This is a genomic window from Enterobacter oligotrophicus (assembly GCF_009176645.1).
Lineage (GTDB): Bacteria > Pseudomonadota > Gammaproteobacteria > Enterobacterales > Enterobacteriaceae > Enterobacter > Enterobacter oligotrophicus.
This window is the reverse complement of record NZ_AP019007.1, coordinates 291,640-305,818: the sequence shown is the minus strand read 5'-3', so window position 1 is coordinate 305,818 and position 14,179 is coordinate 291,640. Positions and strand designations below refer to the sequence as shown.

At 52.8% G+C, this 14,179-nt stretch carries 15 protein-coding genes; 6 read left to right on the top strand and 9 right to left on the bottom strand.

What is annotated here, in order from left to right; translation table 11 throughout:
- Positions 1-7: 7 nt before the first annotated feature.
- Both fdxH and fdnI read left to right on the top strand, forming a co-directional pair.
- Positions 8-892: a formate dehydrogenase subunit beta gene (gene fdxH / locus EoCCA6_RS01490; RefSeq protein ID WP_152081151.1), complete on the top strand. Its 885-nt coding sequence runs from the start codon at positions 8-10 to the stop codon at positions 890-892.
- Entirely contained in the window at positions 885-1,541 is a 657-nt protein-coding gene (fdnI, locus tag EoCCA6_RS01485; protein WP_152081150.1) for a formate dehydrogenase-N subunit gamma, read from the top strand. The genes fdxH and fdnI overlap by 8 nt, the downstream gene beginning before the upstream one ends.
- A gap of 68 nt (positions 1,542-1,609) precedes the next feature.
- Here fdnI and EoCCA6_RS01480 read toward each other — a convergent pair whose 3' ends face one another.
- Together EoCCA6_RS01480 and EoCCA6_RS01475 are read right to left on the bottom strand one after the other, a co-directional pair.
- A complete protein-coding gene (locus EoCCA6_RS01480; RefSeq protein ID WP_152081149.1) occupies positions 1,610-1,933 on the bottom strand; it encodes a CcdB family protein in 324 nt (107 codons plus the stop codon).
- Complete coding sequence (locus tag EoCCA6_RS01475; protein WP_152081148.1) at positions 1,933-2,121, bottom strand: type II toxin-antitoxin system CcdA family antitoxin; 189 nt, start codon at positions 2,119-2,121, stop codon at positions 1,933-1,935. Before EoCCA6_RS01475 ends, EoCCA6_RS01480 begins: the two co-directional genes overlap by 1 nt.
- Positions 2,122-2,454: 333 nt before the next feature.
- Between EoCCA6_RS01475 and araJ the strand changes: the two genes are divergently transcribed.
- Complete coding sequence (araJ, locus tag EoCCA6_RS01470) at positions 2,455-3,627, top strand: MFS transporter AraJ (RefSeq protein ID WP_152081147.1); 1,173 nt, start codon at positions 2,455-2,457, stop codon at positions 3,625-3,627.
- Positions 3,628-3,667: 40 nt separating this feature from the next.
- Here araJ and EoCCA6_RS01465 read toward each other — a convergent pair whose 3' ends face one another.
- The gene (locus EoCCA6_RS01465) at positions 3,668-4,870 is read right to left on the bottom strand and encodes an NAD(P)/FAD-dependent oxidoreductase (RefSeq protein ID WP_152081146.1); all 1,203 of its coding nucleotides are present in this window, start codon (positions 4,868-4,870) and stop codon (positions 3,668-3,670) included.
- 132 nt (positions 4,871-5,002) lie between these two features.
- Here EoCCA6_RS01465 and EoCCA6_RS01460 point away from each other — a divergent pair, with 132 nt between their 5' ends.
- Positions 5,003-5,512, top strand: a complete 510-nt coding sequence (locus EoCCA6_RS01460) for an RrF2 family transcriptional regulator (RefSeq protein WP_152081145.1) — start codon at positions 5,003-5,005, stop codon at positions 5,510-5,512.
- A 40-nt stretch (positions 5,513-5,552) separates the two neighbouring features.
- On the opposite strand, the gene adhP is transcribed toward EoCCA6_RS01460, so the two are convergent.
- The 6 genes from adhP to EoCCA6_RS01430 all read right to left on the bottom strand — a co-directional run bounded on the left by adhP (position 5,553) and on the right by EoCCA6_RS01430 (position 12,666).
- Positions 5,553-6,563: an alcohol dehydrogenase AdhP gene (adhP, locus tag EoCCA6_RS01455; protein ID WP_152081144.1), complete on the bottom strand. Its 1,011-nt coding sequence runs from the start codon at positions 6,561-6,563 to the stop codon at positions 5,553-5,555.
- A 219-nt stretch (positions 6,564-6,782) separates the two neighbouring features.
- Positions 6,783-8,492 (bottom strand): ABC-F family ATP-binding cassette domain-containing protein, encoded by a 1,710-nt coding sequence (locus EoCCA6_RS01450; RefSeq protein ID WP_152081143.1) that lies wholly within the window; start codon positions 8,490-8,492, stop codon positions 6,783-6,785.
- A gap of 630 nt (positions 8,493-9,122) precedes the next feature.
- Positions 9,123-10,820, bottom strand: a complete 1,698-nt coding sequence (locus tag EoCCA6_RS01445; protein WP_152081142.1) for an NAD-dependent malic enzyme — start codon at positions 10,818-10,820, stop codon at positions 9,123-9,125.
- A gap of 175 nt (positions 10,821-10,995) precedes the next feature.
- Positions 10,996-11,133: a stationary-phase-induced ribosome-associated protein gene (gene sra / locus EoCCA6_RS01440; RefSeq protein ID WP_013096533.1), complete on the bottom strand. Its 138-nt coding sequence runs from the start codon at positions 11,131-11,133 to the stop codon at positions 10,996-10,998.
- 95 nt (positions 11,134-11,228) lie between these two features.
- Positions 11,229-11,444 carry a biofilm-dependent modulation protein gene (gene bdm, locus EoCCA6_RS01435; protein ID WP_152081141.1) on the bottom strand — a complete coding sequence of 72 codons (216 nt, stop codon included), beginning with the start codon at positions 11,442-11,444 and terminating at the stop codon, positions 11,229-11,231.
- A gap of 370 nt (positions 11,445-11,814) precedes the next feature.
- The gene (locus EoCCA6_RS01430) at positions 11,815-12,666 is read right to left on the bottom strand and encodes a Vmh family MBL fold metallo-hydrolase (RefSeq protein WP_152081140.1); all 852 of its coding nucleotides are present in this window, start codon (positions 12,664-12,666) and stop codon (positions 11,815-11,817) included.
- Between the two features lie 111 nt (positions 12,667-12,777).
- On the opposite strand from EoCCA6_RS01430, the gene EoCCA6_RS01425 reads away from it, so the two are divergent.
- On the top strand, positions 12,778-13,659 hold the full coding sequence (locus tag EoCCA6_RS01425) for a LysR family transcriptional regulator (RefSeq protein WP_232623268.1): 882 nt from the start codon (positions 12,778-12,780) through the stop codon (positions 13,657-13,659).
- A gap of 75 nt (positions 13,660-13,734) precedes the next feature.
- A complete protein-coding gene (locus tag EoCCA6_RS01420; protein WP_152081138.1) occupies positions 13,735-14,163 on the top strand; it encodes an OsmC family protein in 429 nt (142 codons plus the stop codon).
- Positions 14,164-14,179: the final 16 nt, after the last annotated feature.

Genomic DNA, 14,179 nt, shown 5'->3' with positions numbered 1-14,179 from the left:
CGATTAAATGGCGATGGAAACACAAGACATTATTAAGCGCTCCGCGACGAACCCGATTACTCCCGCGCCTCGCGTGCGGGATTACAAGGCCGAAGTTGCCAAACTTATTGACGTCTCTTCCTGCGTGGGCTGTAAAGCCTGCCAGGTGGCCTGCTCGGAGTGGAACGATATCCGCGACGAAGTGGGACACTGTGTCGGGGTTTACGATAACCCGGCCGATCTGAGCGCCAAATCCTGGACGGTGATGCGCTTTAGCGAAACCGACCAGAACGGCAAACTGGAGTGGCTGATTCGCAAAGACGGCTGTATGCACTGTGAAGATCCGGGCTGCCTGAAGGCATGCCCGTCTGCCGGGGCGATTATTCAGTATGCCAATGGGATCGTCGACTTCCAGCAGGATAACTGCATCGGCTGCGGTTATTGCATCGCGGGATGTCCGTTTAATATCCCGCGCCTCAATAAAGAGGATAACCGGGTCTATAAATGCACTCTGTGCGTGGACCGCGTCAGCGTCGGGCAGGAGCCTGCCTGCGTGAAGACCTGTCCAACCGGCGCGATCCACTTCGGAACGAAGAAAGAGATGCTGGAGGTGGCCCAACAGCGGGTGGACAAGCTGAAAGCGCGCGGCTACGACAATGCGGGCATTTACAACCCGCCGGGTGTGGGCGGTACACACGTCATGTATGTGCTGCACCACAACGACCAGCCGGAGCTGTACCACAATCTGCCGAAAGATCCGGCGATCGATACCTCGATCAATCTGTGGAAAGGTGCATTGAAACCGCTCTCTGCGGCGGGCTTTATCGCCACCTTTGCCGGGCTGATTTATCACTATATCGGTATCGGGCCAAACAAAGAGGTGGATGAGGACGAGGAGGAACATCATGAGTAAGTCGAAAATGATAGTGCGCACGAAGTTTATTGACCGCGCCTGTCACTGGACGGTGGTGATCTGCTTCTTCCTGGTGGCGGTGTCGGGGATTTCGTTTTTCTTCCCGACCCTGCAATGGCTGACCGAAACCTTCGGGACACCGCAGATGGGGCGCATTCTGCACCCGTTCTTCGGCGTACTGATTTTCGTGGTGCTGATGTTTATGTTTGTGCGCTTCGTACACCACAACATCCCGGACAAGCAGGATATTCCGTGGGTGAAAGGGATTGTCGAAGTTCTGAAAGGGAACGAGCATAAAGTCGCGAAAGTGGGCAAATACAATGCCGGACAGAAGATGATGTTCTGGACCATCATGAGCATGATATTCGTGCTACTGGTTACCGGCGTTATCATCTGGCGTCCATATTTTGCGCACTATTTCCCGATTCAGGTGATTCGTTACGCGCTACTGATCCACGCGACCTCGGCCATCATTTTGATCCACGCCATCCTGATCCACATGTATATGGCGTTCTGGGTGAAAGGGTCGATCAAAGGAATGATTGAAGGGAAGGTGAGTCGCCGCTGGGCGCAGAAACATCATCCGCGCTGGTATCGTGATGTTGAGCGTCTGGAAGCGAAAAATGAGAGTACGGAAGGGATGAAGTAAGTTCTCCTGCGCCGTCGGCTTTGTCTGGCGGCGCGTCGCTTGCGCGGGTCTATCTGGGGGGTCTTAAGTCATGTGTTAGTCAATAAACGATCTACTGCAGCTATAACATCATGACGAGCATTGCGTAAATTACAAACAAAGTCTTTATTGTTAATTTTCTGATTATTAATATTACTTATCATTGGCGAATAAATTAGAAAGGTTTCAAAATCTATATTTATTCTCGGTGCCAGATGGCTTTGCCATAAGGGTAATTGACTTTTTCTCATTAATGGCACAATAACGCGTGTGGCAAGATCATCATAACAATCATCCTGGATGAGCATATAGTAAGGAAGACAATCCCTGGTTGCTGCTGAAGGATTACGATAGATATTAAATTGTTTAAGCATCAAAGCACCCTGAAAAAATCATCGTCAGTAATCGTTCCATGTTTTTCCACAAATTCATTCATTGATCGTATAAATGCGCGGTCCTCCTCTGATAGCTTATGTTTTGAAGTCGGGCCAGGTTCAGCAGGACCGGATGATGTATGAGTCAGCCCATGAGCTGGCTGATTGGTTATGGCAGATTGTTTCATTCTCGTCTCCTCTGTTGGTGCGGTCATTATCAACCGCCGCCAATAAAAGACAATACCGTTTACCCTGGTAATATAAATTATGCGAGGCGTCTTCCAGTAATATCACAATCGCTCAGCAACATCCCTGAAAGGATATTTACGACATCAACAGCTGCTCTTACTCACCATGATTGTCATCCTCAGGTTGTCCGGCACGATAAAGAGCGAGGCCGCAACAGGCGTGTGATCCACCTGAATTAATGGATTAATGTGTCAGTAAACTGATTTGAACTGGCTCACCATACAAGATTGGTCAATAATGCCCGCTATAAACTTTTAACGCCTGGTTGTGTTATGAAAAAGACAATTTTCTCGCTGGCGCTTGGTACGTTTGGCCTCGGAATGGCTGAGTTTGGCATTATGGGTGTGTTGACGGAGCTGGCGCATGACACCGGCATTTCGATTCCCTCCGCCGGGAATATGATCTCCTTTTACGCCTTCGGCGTGGTGATCGGCGCGCCGATCGTGGCGCTATTTTCCAGCAGGTTCTCATTAAAATCGACGCTGCTTTTTCTGGTGACGATGTGCGTCATCGGTAATGCCCTCTTCAGCGTGTCTGGCTCGTATCTGGGGCTGGCGGCGGGGCGTTTGATCTCAGGTTTCCCTCATGGTGCCATTTTCGGTGTCGGGGCGATTATTCTTTCGAAAATCGCGCCTCCGGGTAAGGTCACGGTGGCGGTGGCCGGGATGGTGGCGGGAATGACGGTGGCCAACCTGGTCGGTGTTCCCCTCGGCACTTGGCTGGGCCATGAATATCACTGGCGTTACACTTTCTTCCTGATCGCTGCGTTCGACGCGCTGGTCATCCTTTCCGTGCTGCTGTGGGTGCCGAAACTTTACGATAAAACAGAAACCAGGCTCACCGAGCAGTTTCACTTTCTGAAAAAACCGGAACCGTGGCTGATTTTTGCCGCCACCATGTTTGGCAATGCCGGGGTGTTCGCCTGGTTCAGCTTTGTTAAGCCGTTTATGGTCAATGTGTCTGGCTTCTCCGAAGGGGGGATGACCATCATTATGATGCTGATGGGGCTGGGCATGGTGCTCGGTAATCTTATGAGCGGGAAACTATCCGGCCGTTATAGCCCGCTGCGCATCGCCGCGACGACCGATCTGGTGATTGTCGCTTCACTGCTGCTGCTCTTTGCTTTCGGTGAACAGAAAACGGCCTCGCTGGTGATGGGCTTCATCTGTTGCGCCGGGCTTTTCGCGCTCTCTGCACCGCTGCAAATTCTGCTGCTGCAAAATGCAAAAGGGGGCGAACTGTTAGGCGCTGCCGGAGGGCAGGTGGCGTTTAATCTGGGAAGTGCGATCGGTGCGTATTTTGGCGGGATGATGATCACCCTCGGTTTTAGCTGGAGCTATGTCACGTTACCCGCGGCTATCCTGTCGTTTTCCGCGATGACCTCACTGCTGCTTTATGCCCATCTGAAAGTAAAAACTCGTCACGCGAGTGAACGCACGGCATGAGCCTTAAAAACCGCTCCCGTTAAGGAGCGGTAGCAGGAGACTAGACAAATTTTGCCAGCGGATCGGCAGCGGCAAACGCGAGGGTGCGATCGGCTGCTGGTGGGTAAATCAGCTCATTGGTAATGGCGATTTTGATCTTCTTCGCGTCGTCACGAACCGATTTCACCACCTGTTCCCACCCTTCGGTATACACCGCGCCCCAGGCACCTAAATCCAGGCAGGTGACGTAGTTCACCTGACGATAAGGATAGGGTTCGACGTTTAACAGACTGGCTGCAGCGTTGTGACCGGCAAACTTACCCAACTGGATTGCGTGCTGGCAGGTCATCAGCGCGGTATTGCCCTTGTCGTCTGTTTTGGCGTGCGCCATGTCGCCGGTGGCGTAAACGTCAGGATGTGCTGGCACCTGCAGATACTCAGTAACGATGAGACGGCCCTGCGTGTCACGTTCGCCCGCGATCTGCTGGCTGAGGGGATTCGCCTCAACGCCCGCCGTCCAGACAACCGTCGATGATGCAATTCGCTCACCGTTTTTCAGCGTCACGCCTGTTGCGTCAATAGCCTCGATTTCACTGTTCAGACGCCATTCAATGCCCAGTTCGTTGCTGGCATCTTCTATGGTTTTGCGCAACGCTTCGCTGTAGCGACCGCCAATGACTGCACCTCTTTCAACTACGATAATATTAGTCTTTGTTTCATCACCAAAACGTGCGCGAAGGCGGGCAGGGAGTTCGGTTGCCAGTTCAATACCGGTAAAACCACCACCGCAGACCACAACGGTATTGCGCTCAGGAGTGGACGGGCGATCGACCAGCGAATCAAGGTGCTGTTCGAACCGCCGGGCTGATTCCAGCTGGTCAATATCAAACGCGTATTCGGCCAGTCCGGCAACCGGAGGGCGTCTGGTCTGGCTGCCTGTCGCCAGCACTAAGCGTTCGCAGGACACCGTTGCCTTAGCGCCGTTTGCATCGCGGTATGATACAGTTTTCTCTTTTGCATCAATGTGTTCAGCACTGCCGGCGATAAATTCAATATTCAGTTTGGTAAACAGGTCGGTGAGCGGGGCGACCAGCGATGAAACTTTCTCTTCATAGAAGCGTGGGCGAACGCGCAGTTCCGGGGCGGGAGCCAGCACGGCAATCTTGAGGCCGTTATTGCCTTCCTGTTCTGCCAGTCGCGCGGCACTCACCGCAGCCCACATTCCGGAAAAACCACTACCCACAATTAAAATTTGCTTCTTCATGTTCGATCCTTTTTAACAGTCAGGCTGTATGTCTGACATAACTGCCACTATACTTGTCGGAGTTAACTGCGACAACTTCTTTCTGAGTTAAAAATCGTTATAATGGCCGCAACAGTAACTTCGGAGTTAACCATGGCTTTTTACAGTTCCGGTGTGGAATACGGCATCCATAGTCTGATGTGTATGGTGGATGCCAGAGGCAACGAACGTGAGATGAGCGTCCGGGAAATGGCGGCCCTGCAGGGTGTGCCATATGACTACCTGGGAAAGATCTTCACCCGTTTGTCGCGTGCCGGGCTGGTGATCAGTACCGAAGGCAAGGGCGGTGGTTTTAAGCTGGCGCGTCCGGCGGAGTTGATCTCCGTACTGGATGTGGCGCATGCCATTGACGGAGAGAAGAATATGTTTGAGTGTCGGGAAGTGCGTCAGCGGCTGGCCGTATTTGACGACGCTCCTCCGGCGTGGGTGTGTGACGGCCCGTGTGGTGTGCGCTCGGTTATGGACAGCGCACAGCAGCGGATGGAAGAGGAGTTAGCGCGCCATACTATTCTCGACCTGGCTCGCAAAATGTACCGCAAAGCGCCGGATACCTTCCAGATTGAAGTACAGGAGTGGATTGCAGACAGACGCAGCGCGTCCTGATTGCTTGCCCTCTCCCTGGAGAGAGGGCATTTTTAACGGTTTACGAGCGTAAATCAATCACCATACGGCCACGGATTTGGCCCTGTTCCATCTCTTTAAAGATGGCGTTAATGTCCTCTAATGGACGCATTGTGACTTTCGGTACAACCTTGCCTTCCGCAGCAAACTGGAACGCTTCCAGCAGATCCTGACGAGTGCCGACCAGCGACCCTACGACCTGAATACCGTCCAGGACCAGACGTGGAATATCAAGGCTCATCGCTTCCGGCGGCAGGCCGACGGCCACCACACGTCCTCCGGCACGCACGGCATCTACTGCGGAGTTAAATGCCGCTTTCGCGACAGCCGTGACGACTGCAGCGTGTGCGCCGCCGGTTTTCTCCTGAATGACTTTCGCGGCATCTTCACTGCGGGAGTTCACGGTCAAATCCGCACCCATGCTGGCCGCCAGCTTCAACTGTTCATCATTCACGTCGATAGCGATGACCCTGGCGTTAAAGACATTTTTAGCGTATTGCAGGGCAAGGTTACCCAGCCCGCCCAGACCATAAATCGCAATCCACTGGCCTGGTTTAATATCGGAAACTTTCACCGCTTTGTAGGTGGTGACCCCGGCACAGGTGATGCTGCTGGCAGCGGCAGAATCGAGACCATCCGGTACTTTTACCGAGTAATCGGCAGTAACAATGCACTCTTCAGCCATGCCGCCGTCAACGGAATATCCTGCGTTTTTCACGGCGCGACACAGGGTTTCGTTGCCGGTATTACAATATTCACAGTGTCCACAACCTTCGAAGAACCATGCCACGCTTGCGCGATCGCCCACTTTCAGTGACGTGACGCCAGGACCAATCTCTTTCACGATACCAATCCCTTCATGGCCCAGGATCACGCCAGTCTTGTCGCCAAAATCGCCATTTTTTACGTGAAGATCGGTATGGCAAACGCCACAGCATTCCATCTTCAGCAGCGCTTCTCCATGCTTAAGAGGGCGTAAGTTTTTTTCGGCAACATTGACCTGATGATCCTGAGTAACAACAGCAGCCTTCATGTGTATCTCCTTGTTCATGATAAGAATCTGCATAGCAGGTGTAATACCTCTTAAGGATTAATACTTTGGCGCTGTAATGCAAGGCGACAGCAACATAATGTCATCATTTGATTCGATTTCGGATAAAGAATACAGCGTTCTACTAACAATAAAGGGTGGAAAATTCTGCCAGAAACCGCAGAAATTAACTGGCCCGGCGGGGGACCGCCGGGCGCAGACTTACAGTTGTGTTTCTATCCGCTCAATTTCTTTACGCCATTGCGCCTGTAAATGCGGCTTTTGGTGCTTCGGCTTACGCGCCAAATCGTCTTCCAGCAGCGTTTCCAGCGCAACAAGACGTTCCAGCAGATCGTCAACGTTCGAAGAGTGAGCGTCTGCCGCCGCTGGCGAAGCCGTCGGTAATGTCTGGCCCGCGCGTTCTCGCAGTCGTTCAAATACCGCTTCAGAGTCGTGCCATTCGCTCAACATTCCGTCTTCAATCAGCCAGAAACGGTTACAGCTCTGGCTAATTAACTGACGATCGTGGCTGACCAGCAGCACGCCGCCCTCGAACTGTTGCAGGGTTTCTGCCAGTGCCTCTTTGCCTTCCATGTCCAGATGGTTAGTGGGCTCATCGAGCATCAGCAGGCTATAGCGGGCGAGCGTCAGGCCGACAAACAGCAGGCGAGAGCGTTCACCGCCGCTCAGTTTGCTGACTTTTTGCCCGTGACGCGCCCACGGGAAACCAGCGCTAATGAGCGCCATCTTACGATTTTGCGGATCGGGTGCAAACGGCTCCAGCGCATCCAGCAGCGAAGCATCATCCGGCAACTGGTGCAGTGTCTGGTCGTAATAGCCTGGCGATACGCGCGGATGGATTTTCAGCCCAGCTTCCGCCTGTTCGCCAGTAAAATGCCGCCAGATCAGTTTCATCAGCGACGATTTTCCGCAGCCATTACGGCCGACAATCGCGATGCGATCGCCGCTTTTGAGACGAGCAATGTCGATGTTGAACAGGTCAGGTAATCCTGGCGCGGGCGGCACGCCGAGGCTTTCCATCTCCAGCAGACGGTCAGCCCGTAGCGCGTCGCCGCGCAGGGTGAGTGTCCACGGGCTACCTGTCGTGACCTCCGTCTGGCTCTCCTTCAGCCGTTCGACCTGTTTTTCCATCTGTTTCGCTTTGCGGGCCAGATCTTCGTTGTCGTAGACCTTGCCCCAGGTCGCCAGTCTTTTGGCGCTGGCGGCGACGCGGTCGATCTCCTTTTGCTCCGCTTTGTGGCGCAGCGCATCGCTTTCGTCTTTTGCAACCAGCGCCTTGCGTGCGACCGTGCAGGGAAGCGCAAAATAGTGCAGCGTCTTATCCCGCATGATCCAGCTTCCGTTGGTGACAGCATCCAGCAGTTGCCTGTCATGCGAAACCAGGACAAAGCTGCCGGACCAGTTCTGTAAGAATTGCTCCAGCCAGAGCATAGTGGGGAGATCGAGATGGTTGCTCGGTTCATCCAGTAACAGCAGATCCGGTTCGCTAATCAACGCGCGCGCCAGCAGCAGGCGGGTGTGCTGGCCACCGCTCAGCGTGGCCGCTTGCAGCGCCATGTCCTGTGACGTGAAACCCATGCCCGCCAGCAGCGTTTCGGCTTTCCAGCGCAGGCTGTCACGTTCGCCGGGTGATAATTGCGCCAGTACCGCATCCCGCAAAGTGAGCGGATAAACCGCCTCCGGCAAATGTTGCTCAACGCGCGCCAGCAGGCAGTGTCCGGCCAGTGCTACCGTTCCGGCTACGGGGGAGACTGTGCCGTCCAGTACCTTCAAAAGCGTACTTTTGCCGCAGCCGTTATCGCCCAGCAAACCAATGCGGTCGCCTTTTTTCAGCGTAAAGGAGAGAGAATTGAAGAGCGTGCCAAACGCCGTATCAACACGTAAAGATTGTGCAGTGAGTAAAGTGCTCATTGTTGCTTACCCAGGAGTTACAGGCATGTTTATGCCTCGCCAAACATCGCTGACGATAACTCAGTAAGCCCGAGGGAAGGGATTTCAGGGGTTGGTGTCTTCGCTCAAGCAGAAGTTATCGCAGCACGATATCGATAACGCCTGAGCAGGTGCGATCACCAAATGTATGTGAAACATTGAAAATTTCACAGTACAGCATAATTGGCCTCCTTATATATTCAGTAGGTTAATGGATGAGGTGAGTGTAGCGGGGGAAACGGCGTTTGGCTAGTCATTGAGTTGGTTTTGGGACCATTATCAATTACTAATGTTTATTGTCGAAGATGCCTTTGGCGCTGTTGATACGCAACAACCAAATGGAGAAATTAATGAAAAATAAAAGAAGCCGTAACTGCAATTTATTAACCACAAATAAAATCCGAATCGCATTGATATGCTATTCGGAACATGAAATTTAAAAGGGGCTTTGAATGTTTTAAATTTTTATTTACGACTCAGCTTCTTTTTCGACAATACTATTAATAACTATTCCGTTATGTTCCAGATGTCACACATAGTGAATGATTGAAATATAGCCAATGATTTTGAACGTCCCTCTCCCCGTGGGAGAGGGGCCATCTGTCCTAACAATTATATTGATGTGCGTCGATAACTCCGGTATTCCGGCATCCAGAAGTTATCGTCGATCGCTTGCTGCAGCGCATCGGCAGAGGTTTTTACTGCGACACCCTGCTGTTGGGCCATTTTGCCGACCGCGAAAGCGATAGCACGTGACACCGTATGGATATCTTTGAGTTCCGGCAGCACCAGTCCTTCACCGTTATTCACCAGCGGTGAATGTTTAGCCAGCGTTTCGCTCGCAGACATCAACATTTCATCGGTGATCCGCGACGCGCCAGAGGCGATAACGCCCAGACCAATACCGGGGAAGATATAGGAGTTGTTGCACTGGGCGACAGGATAAAGTTTGTCTTTCCACAGAACCGGATCGAACGGGCTGCCGGTGGCGACCAGCGCATTGCCTTCGGTCCAGGCGATGATGTCCTGCGGCGTCGCTTCAACGCGGGAAGTCGGGTTAGACAGTGGCATTACGATAGGGCGGGCACAGTGTTTGTGCATCTCGCGGATGATCTCTTCGGTGAAAAGACCCGTCTGCCCGGAAACGCCAATCAAAATATCCGGCTTCACGTTGCGCACCACGTCCAGCAGGGAGAGCACCTCGTTGTCGGTATCCCAGTTTTTCAGGTTGTCACGCTTTTGCACCAGTTTGGTCTGGAACGGCAGCAGGTTTGGCATGCCGTCGGTCAGCAGGCCGAAGCGGTCAACCATAAAGACGCGTGAACGGGCCAGCTCTTCGCTTAAGCCTTCGCGCTGCGTCTGGGCGATAATCTGCTCGGCGATACCACATCCGGCCGAGCCTGCGCCGAGGAAGACAATTTTCTGATAGCTCAGCTGGCTTCCTGCCGCGCGGCTGGCAGCGATCAAAGTGCCGACGGTTACGGCCGCAGTGCCCTGAATGTCGTCGTTAAACGAGCAGATCTCGTCGCGATAGCGGTTCAGCAGCGGCATGGCGTTTTTCTGTGCGAAATCTTCGAACTGGAGGAGAACGTCCGGCCAGCGATGCTTCACGGCCTGAATGAAATCATCGACAAACTGATAGTATTCATCATCAGTAATACGCGGATGACGCCAGCCCATGTACAGCGGGTCGTTGAGCAACTGCTGGTTGTTGGTGCCGACATCCAGCACCACCGGCAGGGTATACGCCGGGCTGATGCCGCCGCAGGCGGTGTACAGGGAGAGCTTCCCGATTGGGATCCCCATCCCGCCAATGCCCTGATCGCCTAGCCCCAGAATACGTTCGCCATCGGTCACCACAATCACTTTGATGTTGTGGTTTGGCACGTTCTGCAGAATATCGTCCATGTTGTGACGGTTCTGGTACGAGATGAACACGCCACGGGAGCGACGGTAGATCTCAGAGAAGCGTTCACAGGCTGCGCCAACCGTAGGGGTGTAGATCACCGGCATCATCTCTTCGAGATGGTTTTGCACAAGGCGGTAGAAGAGGGTTTCGTTGGTATCCTGGATGTTACGCAGGTAGATGTGCTTGTCGATTTCGGTTTTGAAGCCCTGATACTGTATCCAGGCGCGCTCTGCTTGTTCTTCGATGGTTTCAACAACCTCCGGCAGCAGGCCAAGCAGGTTAAAGCTGCTGCGCTCTTCCATGCTGAAGGCACTGCCTTTGTTCAGCAGGGGGAATTCAAGTAAAACCGGTCCGGCATACGGGATATATAAGGAACGATGTTTTTTCAGTTTGTTGTCCATGTCACTCACTCTTTTTTTGAAGATCCGTCCCTGACACTGCTGTTTGTCATCTTTCTGGCCTGTTCTGCGGGGGGCGGTCGGGCGGTATTATAAAGGAGCTAAATGTTAATTACCGCAACCCATAAAAAAAACACCATCGGGATTACCGATGGTGTCGTGGATTTCTTACCGGAACTTACTTGCCTGCGTGGCGTTTCCTGCCGGTGGCGTGGGTGACTTGCGTTTCGCTGTCGCCCTCAATCACCACTTTACGCTGATTAGAGAGCTTGTAGTTCAGTCCCAGAATATGGCGTGCCTGACGGTTCGATTTCATGTTAACTCCTCAATCCTGTTGATAGTTTTAAGGACAAGTTTGCTTTCGCAAACGAAATGTAACCCCTTAGGTTGCAGATCCAGCATAGCAGGTTTTTACAAAGGGGCATTTTGCCCGCTGACAACATAGTTGATGGTCTGCTGATAGATGTCACTGAGGATGTCATTGTCTGTGGCTTCCACCCACTTCGTCAGTTCCATCAAAATGTCATCTTCAGTCACAGCTCCATGCTCAGCGTGGAGACCCTGTGCAATCGCGTTAACGAGTTCGGGTTGTGCTGCTGTGGTATTTGCCGGGTAATAAGTAAACATGCTGCCTCCGTGTCGTTGTCTGTTTAATGGTACGGCTCGCAAAAACGTAATTCACAAACAGAGTGACAAATATTTCTGCTGATGTGGTTCAGATTCATCCTGGAAATATTAATAACACATTGTGTAGCACAAAATTAAATTTTTGGTGTCCAGTGACGTAAATTTGTCTTTTTTTGTAAGGGGCGGGAGAAGTCAGGAGAACACTGCCAGCTCAGGGTGCGGCGGGCTTGTAGCTGGCACGGGCGTTGGGACTCGTGGGCCGTATCATTATTTTTTGAGTTTAGAAAAATAGAATAGGGGTAATATTGCTTGCCGTTGATTCTCGTTTTTTTCTCCTGCTATAAAAATATAGCAGGAGAAGTTTACGCGATTACCACTTCATCTCGCCAGTATTTACTTTGGCGCTTAACGCCAGAGAGCTCTCTTCCGCCAGATCGGGATTTTCTTTTTTCATGGTGTTGATTACGCCAGCCGAATCTTTATTTTTAGCCAGAGCAGCGTCAAATTGCTGCAAATACTGGCGCGTAAAATCGATGGCCCCGGTTCCCGCTGGAGGCGTGCCGAGATAATGGCCTGGGATCACGCGCTCTGGCTTATGGGCCGCCATTGCGTCCAGCGTGCGCTGCCACTGCTGGCGGCTCGCTTTTGTCTGCGTGTCCGCCGTCCATACGTGTATGCCCCAGGATACACCCGTACCCCCTAAAATGGTTTTGGCCGAAGGGACCCACACAAAAGCCGCATAGCTGTCAGCATGTTCGATATCCACTTTCTCACCATCGATCAAAAACGTGGTGGAGGCGATGACCTGCGGCACCACAATCGTCGTCGGCGCGCCGTCTTTCATCTGTGGCCCCCAGAAGGCGAGTTTGGCGTCTTTAGTGGCGTTGATATGATCAACGACCTGCTGTGTCGCTACCACTTTGGCATTGGGGAAGGCTTTAACCAGCGGCTGCAGACCAAAGTAAAAATCCGGATCGCCGGAGGTGATCACAATCTTGTTGAGCATTTTGCCGCTGCGGCGGATTTTTTCGACCAGCGCTTCGCCATCTTTCACGCTGAATTGAGCATCAAACAGCACGGCCTCTTCAGGCCCGTAAACCAGCGTGGAGGAGACCGCAAAAATGCCTTTCTCCTGCGGGTTGTAAGTTTCAATGGTGAGCGGCGCGGCAAAAACGGCTGGCGTAAAAAGGGTACACAGTGCGGCAAGGTGAGTGAACTTCATTGGAATGTCTCTGTTTTTCAGGGGAGGCTCTATTGTACGGATATCAGCATTTGCCAGAATTCCTGAAACACGACATGCTTAGTTTCATAAATCGAGCAGATGGAGCACAACATGGATCGCGTTATCGCCGCCCAGGTCTATAACCGCATATGCGAACTGGGGAGCCTGAGCGCTGCGGCGCGGGCGCTGGGTATTTCTCGCCCGATGGTCAGCCGGTATCTGGAGCAGATGGAAAAATGGGCTGGCACCCGGCTGGTGAATCGCTCAACGCGTAAGCTCACGCTGACCGTAGCAGGGGAAAAAGTGCTGCAAAAAACGCGCACGCTCTCGCAGATTTCTCAGGAAATAGAAGATCAGTCAGCGAAAGATCTCCCTGCGGGGACGCTGCGCGTGGCCTGCGCGCATTTTACCGCCATGCACATGATTGCGCCGGTGTTGCCCGAACTGCTGACGCGTTATCCACAGTTACGGATTGAGCTGGACGTGAATAACCATCCGGTGAGCCTGGTTGGAGAACGTATTGATGTGGCGATACGTATCACCGATAACCCGGAGCCGGGCATGATCGCCCGCCGGCTGGGGGAGTGCCGTTCGGTACTCTGCGCGTCGCCGCAGTATCTTGCCGCGAACGGTACACCTCAGCGGCTGGAGGAGCTGGAACAGCATAACTGTCTGCATTACAGCTTCTTTGCCGGGCAATCATGGAATTTTGTTACCGCTGAGGGAGAGGTTGTGTCAGCTGCCGTCAGCGGCAATCTGAGTGCGAGCATTTCGTCACTACTGATGGAGGCGGCAATTCACCACTGCGGGATTGCAATGCTACCGGAAAGCGAGGCACAAACCGCGCTCAGTCAGGGCTTTCTTGTCCCCGTACTGAGCGCATTTACGCCCAAATCAATTGGCATTTATGGGATTTATCAGTCGCGAGATTATCAGCCTGCGGCTCAACGCGTCTTTCTGGATGCGCTGGCCCGATATCTGACAATCCGCTAAGACTCGTCTGTCTTAACTGCAGAATACGATCGGCGTTCTATACTTAACCCTTTGTAAGCCAAAAGGAGAGCAAGAATGACGATTCATAAGCACGGTTCAGCACACTGGTCTGGCGACATTAAGCGCGGAAAAGGGACGGTCTCAACCGAAAGCGGCGTCCTCAACCAACAACCTTACGGCTTTAATACCCGTTTTGAAGGCGAAAAAGGCACCAACCCGGAAGAGCTGATTGGTGCAGCGCACGCCGCCTGTTTCTCGATGGCGCTGTCGCTGATGCTGGGTGAGGCGGGTTATACGGCAGATTCCATTGATACCACAGCAGATGTGTCCCTGGATAAAACCGATGGCGGTTTTGCGATCACCAAAATTGCGTTGCAAAGCAAGGTGACGGTGCCGGGTATTGATCCGCAGCAGTTCGACGGCATTATCCAGAAAGCGAAAGCGGGATGCCCGGTTTCACAGCTGCTGAAAGCGGAAATCACGCTGGATTATAAGCTGAACTAAGTCAGAGCCGGGCGTA

Coding starts and splice junctions, on each gene's coding strand:
- fdxH (WP_152081151.1), top strand. CDS start 8: ATGGCGATGGAAACACAAGACATTATTAAGCGCTCCGCGACGAACCCG.
- fdnI (WP_152081150.1), top strand. CDS start 885: ATGAGTAAGTCGAAAATGATAGTGCGCACGAAGTTTATTGACCGCGCC.
- EoCCA6_RS01480 (WP_152081149.1), bottom strand. CDS start 1,933: ATGCTTAAACAATTTAATATCTATCGTAATCCTTCAGCAGCAACCAGG.
- EoCCA6_RS01475 (WP_152081148.1), bottom strand. CDS start 2,121: ATGAAACAATCTGCCATAACCAATCAGCCAGCTCATGGGCTGACTCAT.
- araJ (WP_152081147.1), top strand. CDS start 2,455: ATGAAAAAGACAATTTTCTCGCTGGCGCTTGGTACGTTTGGCCTCGGA.
- EoCCA6_RS01465 (WP_152081146.1), bottom strand. CDS start 4,870: ATGAAGAAGCAAATTTTAATTGTGGGTAGTGGTTTTTCCGGAATGTGG.
- EoCCA6_RS01460 (WP_152081145.1), top strand. CDS start 5,003: ATGGCTTTTTACAGTTCCGGTGTGGAATACGGCATCCATAGTCTGATG.
- adhP (WP_152081144.1), bottom strand. CDS start 6,563: ATGAAGGCTGCTGTTGTTACTCAGGATCATCAGGTCAATGTTGCCGAA.
- EoCCA6_RS01450 (WP_152081143.1), bottom strand. CDS start 8,492: ATGAGCACTTTACTCACTGCACAATCTTTACGTGTTGATACGGCGTTT.
- EoCCA6_RS01445 (WP_152081142.1), bottom strand. CDS start 10,820: ATGGACAACAAACTGAAAAAACATCGTTCCTTATATATCCCGTATGCC.
- sra (WP_013096533.1), bottom strand. CDS start 11,133: ATGAAATCGAACCGTCAGGCACGCCATATTCTGGGACTGAACTACAAG.
- bdm (WP_152081141.1), bottom strand. CDS start 11,444: ATGTTTACTTATTACCCGGCAAATACCACAGCAGCACAACCCGAACTC.
- EoCCA6_RS01430 (WP_152081140.1), bottom strand. CDS start 12,666: ATGAAGTTCACTCACCTTGCCGCACTGTGTACCCTTTTTACGCCAGCC.
- EoCCA6_RS01425 (WP_232623268.1), top strand. CDS start 12,778: ATGGATCGCGTTATCGCCGCCCAGGTCTATAACCGCATATGCGAACTG.
- EoCCA6_RS01420 (WP_152081138.1), top strand. CDS start 13,735: ATGACGATTCATAAGCACGGTTCAGCACACTGGTCTGGCGACATTAAG.